Source organism: Nocardiopsis changdeensis (genome assembly GCF_018316655.1).
GTDB classification, from domain to species: domain Bacteria; phylum Actinomycetota; class Actinomycetes; order Streptosporangiales; family Streptosporangiaceae; genus Nocardiopsis; species Nocardiopsis changdeensis.
Genome location: NZ_CP074133.1, coordinates 6,903,926 through 6,925,129, shown reverse-complemented (window position 1 = coordinate 6,925,129; position 21,204 = coordinate 6,903,926). Strand labels below are relative to the sequence as shown.

Annotated in this window: 20 protein-coding genes; 12 read left to right on the top strand and 8 right to left on the bottom strand. The window is 72.4% G+C overall.

The genetic code is table 11. The features are described 5' to 3' along the window. The first annotated feature begins 364 nt into the window (after positions 1–364). Entirely contained in the window at positions 365–748 is a 384-nt protein-coding gene (locus KGD84_RS31055; protein ID WP_220563851.1) for a DUF4115 domain-containing protein, read from the top strand. 66 nt (positions 749–814) lie between these two features. Here the strand turns inward: KGD84_RS31055 and pyrE are convergent, their stop codons facing one another. After that, a complete protein-coding gene (gene pyrE / locus KGD84_RS31050; protein WP_220563850.1) occupies positions 815–1,348 on the bottom strand; it encodes an orotate phosphoribosyltransferase in 534 nt (177 codons plus the stop codon). A 66-nt stretch (positions 1,349–1,414) separates the two neighbouring features. On the opposite strand from pyrE, the gene cutA reads away from it, so the two are divergent. The 4 genes from cutA (at position 1,415) to KGD84_RS31030 (ending at position 3,575) form a co-directional block, all read left to right on the top strand. Next, positions 1,415–1,774, top strand: a complete 360-nt coding sequence (cutA, locus tag KGD84_RS31045) for a divalent-cation tolerance protein CutA (protein ID WP_220563849.1) — start codon at positions 1,415–1,417, stop codon at positions 1,772–1,774. Next, positions 1,771–2,361, top strand: a complete 591-nt coding sequence (locus KGD84_RS31040) for a hypothetical protein (RefSeq protein ID WP_220563848.1) — start codon at positions 1,771–1,773, stop codon at positions 2,359–2,361. Before cutA ends, KGD84_RS31040 begins: the two co-directional genes overlap by 4 nt. A 96-nt stretch (positions 2,362–2,457) precedes the next feature. After that, a complete protein-coding gene (locus tag KGD84_RS31035) occupies positions 2,458–3,117 on the top strand; it encodes a GNAT family N-acetyltransferase (RefSeq protein WP_220563847.1) in 660 nt (219 codons plus the stop codon). 101 nt (positions 3,118–3,218) lie between these two features. Next, positions 3,219–3,575, top strand: a complete 357-nt coding sequence (locus tag KGD84_RS31030; RefSeq protein ID WP_220563846.1) for a hypothetical protein — start codon at positions 3,219–3,221, stop codon at positions 3,573–3,575. A 202-nt stretch (positions 3,576–3,777) separates the two neighbouring features. Here the strand turns inward: KGD84_RS31030 and KGD84_RS31025 are convergent, their stop codons facing one another. The 4 genes from KGD84_RS31025 to KGD84_RS31010 all read right to left on the bottom strand — a co-directional run bounded on the left by KGD84_RS31025 (position 3,778) and on the right by KGD84_RS31010 (position 11,534). Beyond that, positions 3,778–4,362 (bottom strand): hypothetical protein, encoded by a 585-nt coding sequence (locus KGD84_RS31025; RefSeq protein ID WP_220563845.1) that lies wholly within the window; start codon positions 4,360–4,362, stop codon positions 3,778–3,780. A 68-nt stretch (positions 4,363–4,430) separates the two neighbouring features. Beyond that, positions 4,431–5,858 (bottom strand): RDD family protein, encoded by a 1,428-nt coding sequence (locus KGD84_RS31020; RefSeq protein ID WP_220563844.1) that lies wholly within the window; start codon positions 5,856–5,858, stop codon positions 4,431–4,433. After that, positions 5,855–9,841, bottom strand: coding sequence for a type VII secretion protein EccCa (gene eccCa, locus KGD84_RS31015; RefSeq protein ID WP_220563843.1), 3,987 nt, complete (start codon positions 9,839–9,841; stop codon positions 5,855–5,857). The genes KGD84_RS31020 and eccCa overlap by 4 nt, the downstream gene beginning before the upstream one ends. 121 nt (positions 9,842–9,962) lie before the next feature. Beyond that, positions 9,963–11,534, bottom strand: coding sequence for a DUF6177 family protein (locus tag KGD84_RS31010; RefSeq protein ID WP_220563842.1), 1,572 nt, complete (start codon positions 11,532–11,534; stop codon positions 9,963–9,965). Positions 11,535–11,866: 332 nt separating this feature from the next. Here KGD84_RS31010 and KGD84_RS31005 point away from each other — a divergent pair, with 332 nt between their 5' ends. From KGD84_RS31005 to KGD84_RS30980, 6 genes are all read left to right on the top strand, one after another. Beyond that, positions 11,867–12,142 carry a hypothetical protein gene (locus tag KGD84_RS31005; RefSeq protein ID WP_220563841.1) on the top strand — a complete coding sequence of 92 codons (276 nt, stop codon included), beginning with the start codon at positions 11,867–11,869 and terminating at the stop codon, positions 12,140–12,142. Positions 12,143–12,245: 103 nt separating this feature from the next. After that, complete coding sequence (locus KGD84_RS31000) at positions 12,246–12,617, top strand: DUF6507 family protein (protein WP_220563840.1); 372 nt, start codon at positions 12,246–12,248, stop codon at positions 12,615–12,617. Positions 12,618–12,726: 109 nt separating this feature from the next. Continuing rightward, entirely contained in the window at positions 12,727–13,239 is a 513-nt protein-coding gene (locus tag KGD84_RS30995; protein ID WP_220563839.1) for a hypothetical protein, read from the top strand. Positions 13,240–13,475: 236 nt separating this feature from the next. Next, a complete protein-coding gene (locus KGD84_RS30990; RefSeq protein ID WP_220563838.1) occupies positions 13,476–17,072 on the top strand; it encodes a hypothetical protein in 3,597 nt (1,198 codons plus the stop codon). A gap of 167 nt (positions 17,073–17,239) precedes the next feature. Further along, entirely contained in the window at positions 17,240–17,953 is a 714-nt protein-coding gene (locus KGD84_RS30985; protein WP_220563837.1) for an immunity 49 family protein, read from the top strand. A 101-nt stretch (positions 17,954–18,054) separates the two neighbouring features. Beyond that, entirely contained in the window at positions 18,055–18,864 is an 810-nt protein-coding gene (locus KGD84_RS30980; RefSeq protein WP_220563836.1) for an immunity 49 family protein, read from the top strand. A gap of 37 nt (positions 18,865–18,901) precedes the next feature. On the opposite strand, the gene KGD84_RS30975 is transcribed toward KGD84_RS30980, so the two are convergent. From KGD84_RS30975 to KGD84_RS30965, 3 genes are all read right to left on the bottom strand, one after another. Then, positions 18,902–19,864: an Imm49 family immunity protein gene (locus tag KGD84_RS30975; RefSeq protein ID WP_220563835.1), complete on the bottom strand. Its 963-nt coding sequence runs from the start codon at positions 19,862–19,864 to the stop codon at positions 18,902–18,904. A 53-nt stretch (positions 19,865–19,917) separates the two neighbouring features. Further along, positions 19,918–20,166, bottom strand: coding sequence for a hypothetical protein (locus KGD84_RS30970; RefSeq protein ID WP_220565940.1), 249 nt, complete (start codon positions 20,164–20,166; stop codon positions 19,918–19,920). Positions 20,167–20,243: 77 nt separating this feature from the next. Next, positions 20,244–20,453 carry a hypothetical protein gene (locus tag KGD84_RS30965; RefSeq protein ID WP_220563834.1) on the bottom strand — a complete coding sequence of 70 codons (210 nt, stop codon included), beginning with the start codon at positions 20,451–20,453 and terminating at the stop codon, positions 20,244–20,246. Positions 20,454–20,621: 168 nt separating this feature from the next. Here KGD84_RS30965 and KGD84_RS33885 point away from each other — a divergent pair, with 168 nt between their 5' ends. Continuing rightward, positions 20,622–21,026 carry a helix-turn-helix domain-containing protein gene (locus tag KGD84_RS33885; RefSeq protein ID WP_370634620.1) on the top strand — a complete coding sequence of 135 codons (405 nt, stop codon included), beginning with the start codon at positions 20,622–20,624 and terminating at the stop codon, positions 21,024–21,026. The last annotated feature ends 178 nt before the right edge of the window (positions 21,027–21,204 follow it).

Below are 21,204 nucleotides of genomic sequence, written 5' to 3'. Positions count from 1 at the left end.
GGTCGCACCGGCGGCACCCCACGTGCGTTGCCGGTGGAGGGTCCGGGCGGCGGGGGAGCCCGAGACTCGGGTCGCACGTCCGGACGTGTCCACCAGGTGTCACCCAAGTATCCCGAACGCACGGAGCCGATGGAAAGGTCTAGACCAAATTCGATGGGTCTTCGGGTGCGGCGGAGTGGCCGAAATGGGCGCTTTGTATGGGTCTATGGTGGATTCACGGGCGATGTGAATTTTTGTGCGACTGTGACCGGATTGTGGGAGGCGGGGAGGTCCGGGGAGATCACTGTCGCTTTTTGTCGTGATACACGCTACATTCAACGCCGTGGGAAGGCATAGGAATGATCCTCGCGGCGTTGGCCAGGTGGTGGCCATCGTCGGAGCAGTCGTGCTCCTGGTCGCGATGCTCGCGCTCGGCGGGTTCTTCTTGTACCGCTCGCTCCCCGGCAACTCCGGCTCCAGCGTGAGCGCGAACGCCTCCGGGGCGGCGAACGAGGAGGAGACCCCCAAGGGTGCCTTCTACGTGCGCGTCATCGGCGAGTCCAGCCGCGTGTTCGTCCGCATCCCCGGCGGCGACGTCCTGCACGACCAAGAGGTCCGCCAGGGCAGCTCCCTCACCTACGCCGAGATCCCCGAGGGCGGCATCGAGGTCACCATCGGCGACCCCGCCGCCGTGGAACTCTTCGTCAACGGCATCGAGCGCGACATCGCCGACCGCGGCGCCGACTACAGCTTCACCGTCGACGGCTGACCGGTTCCGGCCCCGCGCCCCCCGCGGCGGCGGGACGCCCCGCCCCGCCGCGCCGCTACGACGTCCTCAGATGTCCAGGTCGGACACCTGGTACACGGCCCGGTACTCCAGGCCCTCCTTCTCCACGCGCTCGCGCGCCCCGCGGTCCAGGATCAGCGCCGTCGCGACCACCTCGGCCCCGGCCTCGCGCAGCGCCTCCACCGCCGTCAGCACCGAGTTGCCGGTGGTGGACGTGTCCTCCAGCGCCAGCACCCGGCGGCCCCGCACGTCCGGGCCCTCGATGCGCTTCTGGAGTCCGTGCGCCTTGCCCGCCTTGCGCACCACGAAGGCGTCCAGCCTGCGGCCGCGCGCGTGCGCGGCGTGCACCATCGCGGTGGCGACCGGGTCGGCGCCCAGGGTCAGCCCGCCCACCGCGTCGAACTCCAGGTCCGCCACGTTGTCCAGCATGACCGACCCGACCAGCGGGGCGGCCTCCCCGTCCAGGGTCACGCGGCGCAGGTCCACGTAGTAGTCGGCCTCCTGCCCGGAGGACAGGGTCACCTTCCCGCGCACGACCGCCTTATCGTTGATCTGACGCAGGAGTTCATCACGTTCGCTCATGATCCATGAGCGTAGAACACCGGGCGGCACCGCACGTCACCGCGGCGCCCGGGCGGAGGGACCGCCATGCCGAACACCCCGGGAGCCGTCCGGGTCGAGATCACCGTGGACACCCGCGAGAACGCCGACCGGCTGGCGGAGACGGCGGTCGGGCGCCGCCTCGCCGCCTGCGCCCAGGTCGGCGGACCGGTCACCAGCCACTACCGCTGGGAGGGCGAGGCGCACCGCGACCAGGAGTGGACCGTGGTGTTCAAGACCGCGCAGGACCGCCTGGACGAGCTGACCGCGCACATCGTCCGCGAGCACCCCTACGACGTCCCCGAGGTGGTGGCGGTGCCCGTCGTCGGCGGCGAGCCGGCGTACCTGGCCTGGGTGGTCGACGAGACCCGTCCCGACGCGGACGGCGAGCGGGGCGCCGCCGGGTGATCGCCGTCCTGCTGCCCCCCACCCTGGGACGCCCCACCCGCCTGCCCGGGCTCGGCGGGGCCCTGGCCCCGGCCGGGATCACCCCGGTCCGGATCGAGGTCGGCGGCGACGAGCTGCCGCCGCACGCCGCCCGGTACGTGGCCGCCGCCAGCCTGGAGATCCGCCGCCTGGTCCCCCCGGACGCCCCGACCGCCCTGGTGGCGGAGGGCGACGCGGGGCCGCTGGCGGGCGCCCTGGGCGCGGCCCAGCGCGCCGCGCACCGGCCGGTGTTCGGGTACGTGCTGGTGGACGCGCTGCTGCCGCAGCCGGGCACCGCCACCCGCGCGGACCTGGACCGGACCCAGAACCCGCGGGACGCCGCGCCCCCGCCCGCCCCCGCCGGGGAGCCCGAGGGGTACCGCACCGAGACGCTGCCGCCGTCCGCGGACTGGCCGGACGCCCCGTGCGGCTACCTGCTCACCGACCCGGCCCGCGCGCACGCCGCCCGGCTCGCCCGGATGCGCGGGTGGCAGGTGCGCGAGTGCGCGCCGGAGGAGGCCGCCGCAGAACTGGCCGCGCTGCTCCGGGACCTGCGCGGCACGGCCTGACAGGGGAGGCCCGGCCGCGCCGGTGGGTGCGGCGCGTTGTCCACAGGCTGGGGAAAACGGGGTGACTCCGCCTCCCGCGTCCGGGACCATCGGGTCATGATCACCGACCATTTCCCGCTCCTGGGGCTGCGCGTGCGCACCCCGCGGCTGGAGCTGCGCCCGCCCTCCCTCGACGACCTCGCCGCCCTGGCCGACATCGCCGCCGAGGGCGTGCACGACCCGGCCGAGATGCCGTTCATCTTCCCGTGGACGGACCTGTCCCCGGCCCGGCGCGCGCTGTCGGTGGTCCAGCACAACCTCGGGGTCTACGCCCGCTGGACGCCGGAGGACTGGCAGCTGCCGCTCGTGGTCGTCCACGAGGGGGCGGTGGTGGGCGTCCAGGACATGCTCGCCAAGGACTTCGCGGTCACCCGCCGGGTCGCCAGCGGCTCCTGGCTGGGGCTGAAGCACCAGGGCCGGGGCATCGGCACCGAGATGCGCGCCGCGATGCTGCACCTGGCCTTCGAGGGGCTGGGCGCCGCGGAGGCCGCGTCCGGGGTCATCGAGGGCAACGTCCGCTCCGAGCGGGTGTCCCGCAGGCTCGGCTACCGCGCCGACGGCGTCGGGGTGTACGCGGTCCGCGGCAAGGCCGCCCGCGAGCTGCGGTTCCTGCTGACCCGCGAGGACTGGGAGGCGCACCGCCTCGACGTCCCGGTCACGCTCTCGGGGCTGGAGCCGTGCCTGCCGTTCTTCGGGCTGGGCGAGCTTCCGGAGTGACGTACCGGGGCTCACCGGTCACCCGTCGGGTACGGTTCTGAACCGACGGAACCACCGTGACCGCCGTGAGGCGGCCGGTGACGAGTCGGAAGGAACCCCCGTTGCACGCTCACCGTCCCGCCGCCGCTCCGGCGCTGACCCCCGTGCTGCCGCCGGGGCTGCGGTTCCCGTACGCGATCGGCCGGCCGGGGCCGAACGAGCCCACCGGTCCCCGGCCCGGCCTCGACCCGGGTGTCCAGGTCCCGCCGTCCGTCCGGCGCACGCCCCCGCGCGCCGAGCGGGCGGCTCCGGGCGCCGGACCGGTCCCGGTCCGGGGCCCGGCTCCGGGCGCGCCGCCCCGGACCCGCGCGGTGGACGCCGTCGCCGCGGCCTTCCTGGCGGGGGAGCCCCGCCCGGGTGCGGTCCCCAGCGGCCCCCGCCGCGCCTGGTTCGACGTCCCCGACCCGCGCCGGACCTGAGGACCAGCCCCGCGGGCCCGGGGCGTTCCGCCGCACGCCTTGTCGGACGGGCGGTCCCGCCCGGGCGGGCGACCGCCTCCCGGTGGCCGGGGCCGACCGGGCATCCCGCTCCGGCCGCCCCGCCTTCGGCGCCCGCCCGCCCAGGGCGACCGCCCACCGGGCCCGTCGCCCGTACCGGAGGCGGCGGCTCCGGGCGCTGCGGTCAGGGGGTGAGGGTGGTGTCCTGGTCGCGGCCCGCCTCGGGGAGGGGAGCCCGCAGCATCCCGACCAGGCTCACGAGCATGCCGGTCAGGATGCCCAGGCCGGTGAGCACACCGCTGACGAACGGGGCCCATTCCGCGGTTCCCATCGCCACCAGGACCAGCCCGGCCGCCCCCATCGCGGAGATGTACAGGGCGGCGGCGAGGATCTGACGCATCCGCCAGTACCAGGCCAGCGGCAGGAAGTGCAGCCCCACGACCAGGGCGATCCAGGCGATGTTGGCCTGCCAGGGCGCCTCCAGCAGCCGCAGCACCTGGATGCCGCCGAAGATCAGCACGACCTCCACCAGCACGACGGTCCCGTAGAACGGGCCGAACCGGAACGCGGGGCCGGGCCCGGCCCCCGTCACCGGCGGGGCCGGCCGGCGGGAGAGGGCCACCGAGAGCACGATGACCGCCACCAGCGCCGCCACGGCGAGGACGCGCAGCACCAGCCCGACGGCGGACGGCAGAGGCGGGCCGGCGTTCGCGAGCACGAACGCCAGGCCGAACCCGGCGCCGATGAGGAAACCTGTGAATTGACGCATGGGGCGAACCTAGCCCCCGGGCGTTCGCCGCTCGGCCCCGGTGCCCCGGAACGGGGCGGGGCCGCGGTTCAGCCGACCCGGACGACCACGGAGCGTGCGAACCGGTCGTGCAGGCAGCGCCTGCGCTCCTTGTCGCGCAGGGACCAGAGCACGTTCGCCAGCGACCAGGGCAGCAGCCAGTTGACGGGGTTGGTGAACCCGGGCGCGAAGCACAGCGCGCGCAGCAGGGCGCGCCCCGCGGGCAGCCTGCCGCCGCCCTCGGCGCGCACCACCCACAGGCCCAGCAGCATCTTGCCCACCGAGCGGCCCCACACACCGACCTGGAACCACTCCCACAGGATCGGGGACAGGGCGAACGAGAAGACCGCCCCGATCTGGAAGGCCAGGTCGGCGGACCGCCCGGCGATGTCCCCGCCGCCGATGATCACGGCGGTGAAGGTTGTGGCCAGCATCAGCAGGAACCACAGGACCGCGGCGATGAGGGTGTCCAGGAACCGGGCGGCGAAGCGCTGCACGGGCTCGGCCAGCCCGACGGAGGGCTCGGCCGGGTTCCACTCGGTGTGGTGGCGGAGCCCGGCGGGCCGCGGCGGGGGGCCGTAGCCGGGGTGCCCGGGATGCACCGGGTACCCGGCGGGCGGAACGGGGTGGCCGGGGTGGACCGGGTACCCGCCGTGCGCGTACGGCACCGGGGGCGGTCCGGGCACCGGGGGCCTGGGGGCGGGCGGCAGCATGGTCGGCGCACCCGGCGCACCCGGCGCACCCGGCGCACCTGGTGCCGGCGGGGTCTGCGCGGCGGGTGCCGCCGGGGGAGCGGGCTGCGCCTCCCGGGCGGGGGTCGCGGCTCCTCGGGGAACGCCTTCCCCGGGAGCGGACACCGCGTGGGCGGCCGACGGGTACACGGCGACTCCGGCCGGTTCCTGCCCGCGCGGCGCGGCCGCCTCCTCCGGCGCTCCGGTCGGCGGCGCGATGCCGTCGAGGGCGTCCAGTTCGGCGTCGCTCTCGGGGGCCCGGGGCTCGTCGCCGAGGTGGTCCGGGAGGGTGCCGCGGTACAGGCCCGTGCCGTCGATGTCGATCGTGCCCGTGCCCGAGAGCGAGAAGCCGCCGCCGCGCTCGTACATGCGGATCAGCGGCTCGAAGAGGTCCGGCAGGTCCGGCAGCGGAACGCCGGCGTCCCGGGCCGCGGCCAGGTGCAGCGCCCAGGCGCAGGACCTGCCCACCGCCGGGAACCGGTCGACGACCGCCGGGTTCTCCAGGACGCCGCTTACGACCCCCTCGTCGGCGCGCACGCCCGGCGCGGCGAACTCCGCGACGTCGTAGAACGGCCACCCCTTGCCCTGTACGGCCCGCGTCCACAGCGCCGCACGCCGCAGGTACTCGCGCATCAGCGCCACCCGCGACCGGGTGTGGTCGAGGTTCCCGTTCCAGTCGATCGCGCGGATGCGCGCGGCCAGTGCGTCGACCGCGGCGGTGCCGCCCGTCGCTCCTCCTCCGCTCACTGCTCTCCTCGGTCCCTCAGCGCCGTCTGGATCAGCTGCGTGGCCCCACCGCGGGTCACCCACTTGCCCCGGCCGGGCGGCTGCGCCGCCGCGTACACCCGCGGCAGGATCTGCCCCTCGGACCGGTCGCCGGCCATGACCAGGGCGCTCGTGCCGATCTCCCGGATCGCCTGCACCAACGGCTCGTACATCCCGCGCCCGGCGCCGGCGACCCGGCGGGCCACCACGAAGTGCAGGCCGATGTCCCGGCCGTTGGGCACGAAGGGCACGAACGGCGCCAGCGGCTTCTGTCCGGCGGTGGTGAGCACGTCGTAGTCGTCGGCCAGCACCACGATCCGCGGGCCCTTGAACGATCCCGGTTCCAGCGAGTCGAGGTCGCCGTCCTCGGGGATGCGCGACTCCACCTCCTTGGCCACGCCCCCGGCCAGCCCGGCGCACACCTTGGGGGTGCTCGCGTACCCGCCCATGTACTCCTCGGGCACCACGTTGCGCAGCGTCCGGCGCGGGTCCATCACCGCGAACACCACCTCGTCGGACGAGTACCGGGCCACCAGGCCCTCGGCCACCAGCCGCAGCAGGTTGGTCTTGCCGCACTCGCCGTCGCCCAGCACCAGCAGGTTCTGGTCGCGGTCGAACAGGTCCAGCAGCACCGGGTCCAGCGCCCGCTCGTCCACCCCGATCGGCACCAGCCGGGGCTCCGACTCGGGGGTGGGCAGGGTCCGCACCGACAGCCGGTGCGGCAGCACCCGGACGCTCGGCGCCCGGCGGCCGCCCCAGGCGCCGTCGACGGTCCGCACCGCCTTCTCCACGGCCTCGCCCAGGTCCTCGTCGGAGTCCACCCCGTCGATGCGCGGCAGCGCCACCTGGCCGAACAGCTCGTCGCCGGTGAGCGCCCGCCCGGGGGCCTTGGCGCTGATGGTCTCGGCGAGCTTGCGGTCGATCGTGGACTCGGACGGGTCGTTGAGGTGCAGCTCCACCTTCTGTCCGAAGTTCGACTGCACGGCGATGCGCACGTCGTTCCAGCGCAGCATGCCCGCCACCACGTGCACGCCGAACCCGCCGCCGCGCTGGAGCAGCTCGTTGACCATGCCGTCGATGTCCTCGAAGTCCTTGCGCAGGGCCCCGAACCCGTCGATGACCAGCAGCACGTCGGCGCTGGCCAGCTCGGGCACCTCGCCGCGGGCGTGCATGCGCCGCAGCTGGGCCACCGAGTCGATGCCCCGCTCCCGGAACACCTCCTGGCGGTGCTCCAGCATGCCCCGGATCTCCTCCACGGTCCGCCGCACCCGCTCGACGTCGGTGCGCGCGGCCACCCCGCCCACGTGCGGGAGCGACGACAGCGACTGCAGGCCGCCGCCCATCAGGTCCAGGCAGTACACCGCCGCCTGCTGCGGGGTGTGGGTCAGCGCCAGCGACAGCACCAGGGTGCGCAGCATCGTGGTCTTGCCGCTCTGCGGGCCGCCGATGACGGCGACGTGCCCGCCCGAGGCGGTCAGGTCCAGCTTCCACACGCCCTGCCACTGCTTGGTGGCGTCGTCCAGCAGACCGACGGGGACGCTCATGGGCGAGTGCCCGCCGGGCAGCCGCAGACCCTGGTCGGTCTTCTCGGGGGCGCCCGCCATGGTGTCCAGGGAGGCGGCGCCGGGCAGCGGCGGCAGCCAGATGGACCGGGTCCGCTCGCCGTGCCGGTCGAACTGGGACACCATCACGTCGAGCAGGGTCGGGCCGACCGTCCGCGTCGGCATCGGGCTCTCGTCGCCCCCCGACCGGACGGCCCCGGGCCCCTCGGGCGCCGTGTTGTACGCGGTGTAGGGGCGCACCGCCACGACCCCGTCGGACTCCGACTCCTCCGCCACCGGGCCGCGGTAGGGCCCGGACACGTACCCGGCCTTGAAGCGCTGGTACACGCTGGTGTCCACCTTGAGGTACCCGAATCCGGGCAGCGACGGCAGATGGAACGCGTCGGGTGTGTTGAGGACGGTGCGGCTCTCCTCCTCGGAGAACGTGCGCAGACCCAGCCGGTACGACAGGTACGTCTCCAGCCCGCGCAGCTTGCCGCCCTCGATGCGCTGGCTGGACAGCAGCAGGTGCACGCCGATGCTGCGGCCAATGCGGCCGATCGACAGGAACAGCTCGATGAAGTCGGGGCGGGCGGTCAGCAGCTCGCCGAACTCGTCGATGATCACCAGCAGGTGCGGCAGCGGCGGCAGGCTCGGGTCGTGCTGCCGCTTGTAGGTGTAGTCGCCGATGTTGGGGACGTTCCCGGCATCGCGCAGCACCTGCTGGCGGCGCTGCACCTCGCCGGACAGGCTCGCGTACACCCGCTCGATGAGCGCGGCGTCGTCCTCCAGGTTGGTGATCACGCCGGCGACGTGCGGCATGTTCTCGAACGGCGCGAACGTCGCGCCGCCCTTGTAGTCGACCAGCACCATGCTGACCCGGTCCGGCGAGTGCCCGGCCGCCAGCGCCAGCACCAGGGTGCGCAGCATCTCGCTCTTGCCCGAGCCGGTCGCGCCCACGCACAGCCCGTGCGGGCCCATGCCCAGCTGCGCCGACTCCTTGAGGTCCAGGACCACCGGCTGGCCCATGTCGTCCATGCCGATGGGCACCCGCAGGAACGCCCGCTCGCTGCGCGGCGCCCACAGCCGCTGCACGTCCATGTCGCCCGGGTCCTGGACGCCCATCATCGCGGTGAAGTCGACGGCGCCGCCCTCCTGGGCGGTCTCCTCCACCGACTCCGGGGACAGCCGCAGCGGCGCCAGCATCCGGGCCAGGCCCGAGAGGGTGGCGGCGGGGACGTTGTCGACGGTGCCGACGGTGACCACGGGGTCGGAGCCGCGCAGCTCCTCCACCTTCACCCGGTCGCCCTCGACGGTGATGCGCACGCTCACGTCGCCCGGCTCGTCCACCTGCCGGGACACCAGGTGCAGCACGGTGACGGCCAGCGCCCCGGGGTCCACCGCGTCGTCGGGGCGGACCAGCTCGGCGGCGACCTGGCCGTGGGTGTCGTGGACGACGAGCAGGCGGCGCATCATCTGGTACGCCTCCCGCTTGCCCATGCCCCGGCGCACCTCCGACGCGAAGTCGGTGCGCGCCCGCAGCTCGTCGGCGAGCAGGCCGCCCAGCTCGGCGGGGGTGGGGGCGATGAGCCGCACCGCGGCCCCTCCCTCGCGCCGCTGCGGGTCCAGTACCTGCGGCAGCCACGGCAGCCACTCCCAGTCCGCCGCGTTCGCGGGCGGGTAGGACACCGCGAGCCCGGCGTCCTCGGGGGCGTGGAACGCGCCGAACTGGGCGACGAGCGCCCGCACCAGCCGCATGACGTCCTCGCGCTCGCCCACGACGCTGACGTTCCCGGCCATGTCCAGGGGCAGCGTGAGCGGCATCTCCGGGATGGTCGCGAACCGGCGGATGGCCGCCTGGGCCTCCGACAGCATGAACGGGTCGGTGGGGGTGAGCGCGGTGCCCTGCTCGGCCAGCCGAAGCAGGCGCCCCTCGGTGAGGCCGGTGCCCACCCGCACCCGCAGGAAGTCGCGGTGCCTGCGGCGGCGCTCCCACAGCCGGGTGGGGTCGCGGACGACGTCGTACAGCGCCTCCGGCGGCGGGTCCAGCAGGCGGGCGTGCGACCGGGTGGAGTCCTCCCACTCGGTCAGCTCCTCGCGCAGCTCCTCCAGGTACTGGAGGTACAGCTCGCGCTGGTTGCGGCGCTGACGGCCCACCTGGCCGCGCCGGGAGAACAGCATGCCCAGCGCCGCCAGCAGGGCGATCACCAGGACGACGCCGCCCAGCGCGATGAACGCCGGGTTGCGCATGACCATCATGATGGTCATCGACCCCATCATGCCGACCATCGGCAGGATGGTCATGAGGGGGTTGCCCTGCGCCTTGCCGTCGGGAAGGGTCGGCGGGGCCTCCACCTCATGGGGCTCCTGCGCCGGCGCGGGGTGCACGGTCCTGGTCGGGCGGTGCACGACGCGAAGACTCATCGGCGTTCCTCTCGGCGGTGCAAGGGGGCGGAGGTGCTGGGGGAGGCGGGGTGCCAGGGGCTCGGGAGAACCCTACCGAACCGGACCCCTCTGACCATTCGGTGCGTGCGGCCGCGATGACTCACGGAGAGGGCGCCGGGCCCTCCTCGAAGCCCCGTTTCGGAGAGGGGCGGGAGCCCTCGCCGGAGGCCCGCCCGCCGGCCGTCGCGGAAGCCCCGTCAGGGGTGCCGTCGGGGGTGCCGTCGGTCCCGCCGCCGTCCTCGCCGCCGGGCTCCGCGCCGTACCCCCCGTCCGGGTGCAGGTGGGCCATCAGCTCCCGGAACCGCACCCAGGAGTCCTCCTCGACCCCGGTGCCCACCTGGTACCAGAACGCGGGGGTCAGCGGCGGCCCGAACGGCAGCGGCCGCACCGGCGCGCCCAGCGCCCGCCCGGTGCCGATGACCGACACCGCCTCCTGCCCCACCGCCATGCCCACCGGCAGCGGCAGGCCCGTCCAGTGCGGCGCGTAGGTGAGGTCGGCGCGGCCGCCCGCACGCCGCACCGTCATGGTCCGCAGCACGTCCCGCGCGGTGAGTTCTTTGACCAGGGAGTGCACCGCCGACAGGTCCGGCTCCTCGCCCTCGGGGTACCCGACGGCGAACGTGATCGCCTCGCGCACCCCCGACGCGGTGCGGCTCACCCGCACCGTGCCCGCGAACGGGCGGACGCCGTCCTCGCGCACGCCCTCGGGCGGGCCGGAGAACGCCGCCCAGGTCTGCCCGGGGGCGCGGTTGCGGGCGGTCCGGGTGAACACGGCCCGCCGCCACTCCTGGGCGAAGGGCTCGGCGGTGCCCCAGACCGAGGGGAGGGCGCCGCCCAGGTGCTCGGCGAGCAGTTCCACGGAGGCGCCCAGTACCAAGCCGTTGTCGGCCGGGTGCTCCACGTTCAGGTCCACGTGCAGCCGGCAGCCGCGGTCGGCGCCGTCGGCGCGGAACTCCTTCGGCGGGCCGCCGGGCCGCGCGTCCTCGTCGACGGTGAAAGCCGCCCGCTCGTCCCAGCGCAGCGGGACGCCGGAGAAGCCGTCGTAGTAGGTGCCCGCAGGGGTCTGGACCACCCAGCGGGCCGCGGGGGTCTGGAGGATCGACCGCAGCGCGTGGGTGAGGCGCGAGGCCGAGGGGGTGACCACCTGGAGGCGCAGGCCGCGGCGGCCGTGCCGGGCCATGGCGTCCACGATCCAGGGGGACAGCGGGACCAGGGGGCGGTCCTGCACCACGACCGCCGCCTGCTCGGTGAGCGCGGTGACGGCGGGGTGCTCGGTGGCGCCCTCCAGGAAGGGGGCGTCGCGGAGCAGCGCGGGGGCCGGCTCCCACACCTCGCCGCCCAGGCGTTCGGCGAGGTGGCGGACGAACCGGCCGACCACGCCAGCGGTGTCCGTGTCGGCCAGTTCCGCGCCGCGGGCCTCCACCCAGTACGGCTGGGCGGGCAGGTCGTCGGCGATGCCGTCGGCGAGCAGGCGCTCGGCCTCGGCGGACAGCGCCAGCCGCTGGGCGGCCTGGAGGGAGGCGACCACCCGGCCGTCGGCGTCGCGGAGTTCCACCACGGCGCCGTCGGCGACCAGCCGCACCCTCAGGTCCGGGCCTGCCGCTGCGAGCGCGGCGATGAGGGCGCGCCGGTCGGGTGCGCCGGACAGCAGGGCGACCGCGTCGTGGCTCAAGGGGTCTCCTCAACACTCGTGAACACTCGTGGGGCCGTGGGCGGCCGGGTACCGGGTGGGATACGCGGAGTGTCCGGAAGGTTCACGCTCCCTCCCGTGCGCCGGGGGCGCCCCGGCACCTCCGGGCACCCGGTTCCGGGAGGGACGCACATCACCCTCCCCGGTGTTTCCGCAGGTCACCGGTGTCCCGGAAAACCGCCCGACGTAAACGGTTTCCTTCTGTCCACAGGCGGTGAAACCATCAACGCCGAACGAACATCCCATACCAGTGTCCGGCCCAACGGCGGACGAACGATCGTGAGAGGCCCTGAACCGCCGTAGGAGGAAGCACCGTGAAGTTCGAGCTGGTCGAGCCCGCCGACTGGGAGGACCCGCCGCAGGCCGCTCACGACGAGCCCGAGCCGGTCCCGGCCGCCGGGCCGATCCGTGTCGCCGCCGGGCACGCCCGCGAGCGCTTCCGCGCGCAGGCCGACGCCCTCCAGGCCACGCTGGGCCGCATGTGGGAGGTCATCACCTCCGCGCAGGCCCGGCAGCCGGTGGTCCTGCCCGCCGACGCCGTGACCCCGGCGAACTTCCGCCCGGGCGCCTTCTCCTCCCGCGACGCCTGACCGGGGCGCCGCACCGTCCACCCCCTCCGACCCGTACCGGGACCGCCGGGTCCCGCCCCCGCCGGCCGACCGCCGACCGGCGCACACGTGAAAGGAGCAGTCCGTGTCGCAGTGGAACATCCAGCCCGCAGCCGTGGGCGGTGTCCTCCAGGCCGTCGCCGGCCACCTCGGTGAAGAGGGCAGCGGCGAAGGCCTGGTCGGCGTCATGGAGAGCGTCGAGGACCACCTGATGGACTGCGGCGAATACGCCAAGAGCGGCATCATCGGCATGGCCCTGGGCGAGTTCGCCGAGCACTACTTCGGCATCATGGGCGACATGGCGGGCCTGACCATGGCGGCCGTGACCGGCGCCAGCGAGGCCACCACCCATTACATGAACGGCAACCTGGAGATGGCAGAGGAGGCCCAGGCCAACGCGGGTGTGATCCCGGAGCCGGAGCCGCCGCCCCAGTACGGCCCCTACCAGGCCGTCTAGCACCGGACCGCGACGCCCGCCCGCACCCGCCCCCGCGGCGTCCTCGGCGGGAGAACACCCGGCGGCCACCGGTGGCCGCCCCGACGCTCCCGAAGTGAAGGGACATCCCATGAGCAGCACCACCGCGGTCAGCGACCTCGCCGTCCGCATCCACGCGATCGACTGGAACGGGAACCTCGACCACACCCGGTCGCGGGTCTCCCTGATGCGCGAATACCTGCGCCGCGCCGCCGTGTGGACCCGGACACTGGGCGCCAAGGGATGGCCGTTCTACGACATCGCGGAGTTCGCCGCGCCGGGCGTGCGCGCCGCCGACGAGGTCGTCGAGGGTGTCCTGGAGAGCCCGGCGGTCATCGAGCAGTACCCGACGGTGGGCAAGTCCTGCGTCTGGGCTCTGCACCTGGCGGCCGCCCGGGACGCCGGGGTGTCCCTGCCCGCCCTGCCCGACCCGTTCGAGCCGCTGATCCGCATGTACGAGCGCGGCGGCGGCTTCTCCCTGTCCCTGACCGGGACGATCGACATCGACGGCGCGGGCCTGTACCGCGGCACCCTGCTGGACCACCTCGGCGACGAACCCCGGGCCCCCGAGACCGACGCCGAGCTCGACGCCCTCGACGGCTGACCCTCCCGGTGCCGTGCGCGGAGCGCGCGGCACCGCACCCGACCTCCTCCCGCTTCTCCCCACCCCGGTGCCAGTCCCCACCGGCCACCCGGAACCGCAGTGCCCGACTCCCACGGTCCGCCCAGGGCCGTACCGGACACCCCGCGGATCCGACCCTCAGAACCAGACCCCCGGGAAGCGCCACGGCCCCCGCCCCGACCGGCGGCCTTCCCCCGGAACAGGCAACGGTGGTCACCTTGTCCGACCTGATCGATCCGAGCGGCTTCCCCGTTCCCGAGACCCTCACCTACTCCCTTGACGCGGTCGCGGCCAAACTGAAGACGGACGGCACCGACCTCACCGACACCGCCGCCGACATCACCGGCGCGTGGGCCGGGCTGGAGGGCATCTACTCCGCGCCCGAGGACCAGGACCTCTTCACCGTCCTCAACCCGCTCACCGGCGACGGCGACGAGGTCTCCACGGCGCTGTCCAGCGCCTCCGACGCGCTCAGCGACTTCGCCGAGACGGTCCGCGGCATCAAGGAGCGGTGGGCCACCCTCAAGTCCGACTCCTACGCGTTCCTCAACAAGATCGAGGGCGACGAGGACTGGCGCGACGGCGGCGGCTTCCTGTGGTGGAAGACCGAGAGCCCCGAGGTCGCCGAGCACAACGCCCTGCTCGACCGGGCCGCCGGCCTGCTGTACGAGTTCGAGGAGGCGGAGCGGACCTGCGCCAACGCCATCACCGGGCTGTTCGGCGGCACCACGTTCATCGCGCAGAAGGCCGACGGGTCGGTCACCGCGGGCGAGGGCCAGTTCGTCTACGGGTTCGACGCGCCCCTGGAGGGCGTCCCCATGGAGTGGGGGGCGCCGCAGACCACCGACCACGCCTGGTACAACGACTTCGGCGACGCCGTCGGCGACTTCTTCGTGGGCATCGCCGAGGACGTCGGCGGCATGGTCGGCGCGCACGGGCCGAACGGATGGTTCTCCGGCAACTGGGGCGACAACCTCTGGGACTACTGGGGCGGCACCGTCGAGGGCCTGGGCGCGCTGGTGGGCGTCGGCAAGGACGAGAACGGCAACTGGGGCTGGTCCTGGGAGACCGCGGGCAACGCCTGGAAGGAGGCGGCCCACGCGGTCGTGCCGTGGGAGGAGTGGGGCGACCGGCCCTGGTACACCATCGGCACCGCGCTGCTGAACGTCGGCGCCGTGGTGGGCGGCGCGCTGCTCACCGCCACCGGCGTGGGCGCGGTCGTGGGCGTGCCGCTGATGGCCTGGCGCGGCGCCAAGATCCTCAACTCGGTCGGCGGCAGCCGCACCCCGGACGTGCCCGACCTCTCGGACTTCCCCGGCGGCATCGACCCGTCGCTGCTGTCGCGGATCCCCCGCTTCGGCGACGGGTCCTTCAAGCCGCTGGACCTGAGCGACGTGGAGGGCCTCGACATCAGCGCCGCCGACCTCGGCCGGATGAACGAGGCGCTGGAACGGCTCAACAACTCCACTGCCGACCTCCCCGGCGGGACCGACAACCGCCGTACCACGGACACGGGCTCCGAGCCCGGCGGCGAGACGGGCTCCACCCCGCGCGGGACGACCACCAACGGGTCGGATACGGAGACGGAGAACACCGACCGGCGCAACAGCGGATCCGACTCCGACGAGACGGTCGACCCGACCGCCGACCAGCTCGACGCCGGCCAGGAGTTCCTGGACGGCATCGACCCGGAGTCCCGCCGCGAGCTGGAGGAGGGGCTGAACAACGAGCAGGACCGCTGGGTCGCCTCCCAGGAGGTGCCCGACGACGCCTCCTCGATCACCGACCCCGACCGGGTCGAGGTGGACGGCGCGGGCGACGGGATCAACGCCCGCAACGACGTCACGGTCGACAACAGCGTCGGCGGCGGCACCGGCCTGGACACCCCGCGCGGTGGCACGGCGGTCGTGGACCTGGATTCCGGCTCGGGCCGAGGCGGGAGCACCGGCGGCGGCTTCGACGGGACGGACGGCAACGGCAACGGCCTGCCGGACGGCCCGGACGACCTCACCCCGGACGGCGACGCGACCCCGGACCGCACCGACGGCACCGACACGGAGCGCACGCCGCGGGAGTACGTCCAGCGCGCCGGCGGCTCGGAAAGTGCCGACAACCCCAGGTCGAACCTCGAGGAGGGGCCCGGCTTCTACGATGCCGACGGCGACCACATCGATGTCGGCCACCGGGACGAGACCGGCACCTACTTCGACGCCGAGGGCAACCGGTACGTCGACGTCCCGCAGAGCGCTCGGGCCCTGGAGCAGTACAACGAGATCCGCGATAACGATGGGGACGTCGACCGGATCTCCGAGAACACCGGTTACGACTCGAATGTGCTCGAGGAGATCAAGCAGCACCTGTTCTTCCGCGAGCACCCGGACGTTCCGGTGCCGCCGGACGGGACGACGCTGCGTAGCGGCCGGTTCGCCCCCATGGACCACATCGCCGACCTGTGGCGCAAGGCCGAGGCGGGCACCCTGGACCCCTCGGAGGCCAACGCCTTCCGCCAGTTGGTGATGCACGAGTACGTCGAGGCCCGCCTGATGGACGAGGGGGTGCCCTACCGCTCCCGGGACCCCGAGCTGTGGCACGACGACTACTACGAGCCGACCCCCGACAGGAACGGCGCCCACGACGTCGCCCCTCTGGAAGGGCGGGACGACAACTTCGCCCTGTGGGACAAGTGGGGGATCCCCAAGCCGGACGCCGACTTCGAGGTCGCCGACGACATGTCCAACCTGGACCGTGTCGCGGAGAACGCCCTCGAATGGTGGCGTGACCGTAACCTGCCCCAGACCCCGGAGGCTCTGGAGACCCACCGCTGGGGGACCTCGCCGCAGGGGCACCGCCAGTTCCTGGAGCACTTCAACAGACTGGTGAACGACCCGAACAGCGGTGTCCTCGAAGAGTTCTACCGCCCCAAGGACGGCCACCGGATCAGCCAGTACACCACCGTGGGTCCGGAGAAGTTCCCGCTGCCCAAGCTGACCCGCCTGGACGAGAACAGCCCCTGGGTGGTCCAGGACACCCTTCCGACCCCTGACCCGCCGGACTACCTCGGCGGTGTCAACAAGGCGCCCGTCGTCAAGTACGACGTGGAGAGCAACCCCTCGCACGCTCTCGACTCCCTCGCGGAGAGCCGGGACAGGGCGATCACCAGGGACACCGAAGCGGCACGGGAACTGAAGCGTCTCGAGGACAAGTACAAGAACCAGAACACCGAGGGCGCCAACGCCCCCGAGGAGCTCCAGAGGGCTCGGGAGGAGTACACCGAAGCCCACCGGGAGATGATCAGGATCACCGAGGACTACGGCGAACGCAGCGCGGAGGTCGCCGTCCGCGAGCAGTTCAACGGCAGTTCCCCGGAACGTCCCATGCTCTCGGAGAACGGGCCGGTCGAGATGCCCGACACCGTGCCGCGCAACGGGAACCACCAGTTCGACCAGATCTGGCGGACCCAGGACGGTGGGATCGTCGTCGTCGAGGCCAAGAGCAGTCAGGGCACGACCCTGGGCTCCCGTCTCGTGCCTGATGGTAATGGTGGTGTCAAGCGCGTCTCCCAGGGTACGGAGGAGTACTTCCAGAGCATCCTGGAGGCCATGGAGAGGCGTGGTACCGCCGACGAGATGGAGCTTTCCCCGGACAGTGACAAGTTCACAGAACTCGCCCTCGCGCAGGAGATCAGGAAGGCGATGAGAGAGGGGAAGCTCCATTATGTCGAAGTCAAGGGTAACCCGGTAGTGGACTCTTCCGGGAACCAGAGGTTCGGCGGTTACTCGTTCGCCGAGTTCGATGTGTTCAGGGAAACAGACTGATGAAATATTCCATTGCTCGCCATGATGTCGGACATCCCTACTATGAGAGGGCCGCGCGAAAATTTGAGGCGGATCGGGGGGATTCGGTAGCCGGGGTCGAACGGAACCCTACAATTCTCGCCGCGGAACTGGGCGTTATCCTGGGGCATGCGAAGATGCGCCTGGCCATGGATCCCGAGGCGGGATATCTGGAGACGTGGGAGGAATGGACGACGGCCATGCAGTTGGCCAATGCGATTTTCTCCGTGAGCGCTGCCTCCAAGGGCTCCGATGTCCCCTGCGTCATTGACAAGAAGACCCGGAACCTCAGAGGGACCGGGACTCGCTCCTTCACTTCGCCCGGGAACTGGCTCACGGCGTTCTACCTGGCTGTGAGCTGCCGGGATCAGGAGCGGCAGCGGGCGTTGGGTGAGATCCCTCTGGAGGTGCTGCGGGAGTCGGGCTCCAGGGGCGGCGGGACCTACGGCGAGTACCTGTTCCCCTGGATCTCCGCTCTGCAGGCGTTCGTTCTGAACCGCCCAGGGTTGTTCGAGGACCTGGACCGGGTCGTGGAGCTGGCGGATCCGCGCAAGCAGCCGGCCGGTGACCTGGAGAGGCTGTTCCTTCCACAGGTAGCGGTTTTCCGGGCTTTCGCGGCGAACGACAGCGAGGCTTTCAACGCCGCGCTCGCTCGTGGAGTGGAGCTTTTCAAGGAGCACTACACCGCGAACGAGGAGATGTCCAAGGACGTCGACGGGACCTGCCCGCTGGGGCTGCTGGCGTTCGCGTGCTGGGGGAACGACCGGTCCGTGCACCATCCCGAGTTCAAGTTGGAGGTGGAGTCCGGGTACCTGCCCAAGTTCATCGTCAATGGCGCTTGGAACGGCGAGTTCCCCATTTGATCGAACCGGAGCAGCGCGGCGAAACGTCTCAGGTGGAGCGCCATGAAATCGACTTCGTGGTCGATGACTACCGGCGAGAGACCAATGCACGAGGCAGGCAGATGGCTCTCCAGACGCTGTCCGGGAAGCCGTGGTTCCTGAGGAGGAGGGCGGACGCCGTCCTTGATACGGCTCTCCAGGAGCTGCTGGTGGATCCCTCGGCCTCGCGGTTGGAGACATGGGAGGCGTGGGTGTTCGCGATGCAGATCGCCAATGCGGCCTTCCAGCTCTCCGAGGTGGAGCCGGGGCAGGAGGCGGTGCTGCGCGTCGATCACCAGGAACGGCGGATCCAGGTCGCCCAGCGGGTGCCGGTGGCGCGGCCCGTGGACTGGGAGACGGCGTTCCACCTGGCGGTGACCTGCCGGGACCATGAGCGGGTGCGGGCGCTGTGCCGGATTCCAGTGGAGAGCCTGCGCGAGTCCGCGGCCCGGGGCGGGTCGGAGTATCTGGAGTACACCTACGCGTGGATCGATACGCTCCAGACGTTCGTGACCGGTGGTCCGGACCTGGTGGGCAAGCTGCGCCGGTCCATGGAGCTGTGCGACCCGCAGGCGGTGCCGTTCGGGGCGGAAAGCGTGGCGCTGCTGTCCTTCCCGGCGATGGAGGTGTTCCGTCGGCTGCTGATGGGCGACCCGGAGGAGTTCGTCAAGGCGCTGGTCAAGGCTTTGGAGGACTTCAAGCGCTTCTATAGTTCGCCGGAGCTGGAGTCCAGGAAGCTGCCGGGTGTCGTGCCGCTGAGCCTGCTGTCGTTGGCGTGCCTGGGGCATGACAAGTTCCGGCAGCAGGACCCGGAGTTCACGCTGGGCATCGACTCGGAGTACCTGCCCGAGCACATCCTCAAGCGCACCCGGCACGACGATTTCCCCATCTGATCCCGGTGCCGAGGACGGTGAGGATCCCGTCCGGCTCTCAGCCGGCGGGCGGTGCCGGGCGCTCCACAGGCGGAACGCCCTCGGGTGCGCGCACCAGGACCTCGGGCAGGTAGTCCGAGGACAGGTCCACCCGCCAGCCGTGCACCTGGACCGCCAACGCGACCAGCGCGATCACACCCATCGGCAACAGCGTGCGCGGTGCCGGGTCCTGGACGGCGTCCATGTCCCGCCGGTACCGGTCCAGGTACTCCTCCAGCTCCTGCTCGAACAACTCTTGGTCGTCTTGGAGTAAGACGCGCAGCAGGGACTGCTCCCCGCTCAGCTCCCCGGCGGAGTCCAGGGCCCGCGCCGCCGTCGCCCGCTCCGCCTCCGAGGGCATGCACAGCGCGACCTTCGGCCAATCCCGGGGCAGGGGGAATCCCGCCGGGTTCAGGTACATGCCCAAGGCGTCCATCTGCGCCACGTCGGCCGCCGGGAACACCTCCTGCCCGGCGAGGTCGTGGAGGATGGACGCGTACATCCGGTACCCGGCTCCGGACGCTCGGCCCTGATCCCGCACGCGGCGGCCGACCACCGCCAGTTCGACCGCTTCCACCCACACCTGCGGGGTGAGGTCCATGTCGACCACGGGCCGGAAGGGCGGATCGAGGTCGTCGTGGTCCTCGTTCATATTGGTCAGCTCCCCGCCCAGCCAGGAGAGCGGGATCCGCTGGTCGCCCTCGGGGGCCATCAGGCATTCCAGTACGCCGTCGGCGGACTCCGCCGCGGTGCGCAGCACGAGGCCGAAGTGTGCGGGGTCCCCGGACAGGTCGGGATCGTCCACAGAGCGGGCTCCCAGGTGGTCCAGCAGGGTGCGGCTCATCTCCTGGAGGACGCTCACCCGGGAGGAGAGGTGCCGCAGGGCGTGGAATTGCAGGGAGACGCGTTCCCGCAGTTCCGCGGGGTTCACGATGCGCTTCAGGTAGCCGTCGTCGACGCCGTGTCGGGTGTGCTGCTGCATGGGCCGGACGCTACCAAGCACCGCGGACCCCGGGCGCGGGAGCACCGCTGCGGTCACGGGGCGGAGTGAGCGCGCAGGCGCTCCTCCAGCTGCTCGGGGGTGGGTTCCACTTCCGTTCGCCAGGGGGCGTTCGGGTCCCGGTGGGTCGCCATCCACAGCGACCCCGTCCAGACGATGCGGTGGGTGGAGCCCCAGGTGGATCTCAGACGTTCGAGGGTCAGCTCCGGGGGTTCCCAGGTCTGCCCCTTGGAGTCCTCGTGCGGGCCGCTGTGGCCGGCCTCCAGGAGACAGGTCCGGCGCATGCAGGAATGGTCGAGGTGGGCCTCTCCGCACAGCGGTGCGACGTAAGGGGTGGAAGAGGGAAAGGGAGGGGTGGTGGTCACGGAGCGGCCTCCTTGCATGCACAGATCCTCCGGTCCAGGAGCGTCACGGCGGCGTGGGCGTCGTCGGTCTCCCATGCGTGGCGCAGCGCGTCGCGCACGGCCCGAACGGACCGTTCGTCGGCGGTTCCGGGTTCGGTGCGGGTACCGACCCGGTCGAGTACGTCCGCGGCGGTGGCCAGCAGGTCGTCGAGGTAGATGCCGTTCATCAGGGGTAGCCGTTCCCTCTCAGGCGGTGGAAAACCGGATGTGGTTCGGGTGAACCGGTGAGCTTTCCCACGTGAACACTCTGACCTGCGGTATTGCCGCACGGTCGGCTTCTTCGGATTTCGGGGAACGAAAGGTGATGCACGGGGGGCTCGTGTGGTTTTCTCTGCGTGACGCGTGAGGGGGGCCCGCGGATTCTCGCGGAATTCCGCGGGGCGGCCGGCTGTGTGCAGCGGGCGCTCGCCCGGGTGGTGGGCGTCGCGGATGCCTTGGTCTCCCGCTGTGAAAATGGTGTGAACACCCCGAGCGGAGACATTAAGGAACGCCTGGGCGAGGTTCTGAGAGCGAACGGAGAGCCGCTGCGCGCCTGGCGGCAGGAGGTGGCGCTCTCCCGGCTCCGGCGGCCGGGGGTCGAGGCCTCCGAGGTTGCTGACACCGGTGTGCGGGGCGCGCGGAGCCGGGAGCCTGGAGTCGGTGGCCTCCGGGTGGGCTGCCCCGGCGGACACCGTCGAGCGGCCCTGAGTGCTCGGCCCGTATGGGAAACGACAGATAGGGGCGGCACCTTCTTCGGATAGGTGCCGCCCCTTTTGTGTGGAACAATTTTTATTAAAAGCGAATGAATCGGACCTATATGCCACTCCGGGCTCGCGTTCTCCCTCGGTCGGGAGTCGCGCTGGGGTGCCCTTGAGCTGCCACGACGCCGAAGGTCGCAAGCCTCTTCGAAGTCGTTACGGAAAAACGTGTCCCGATACT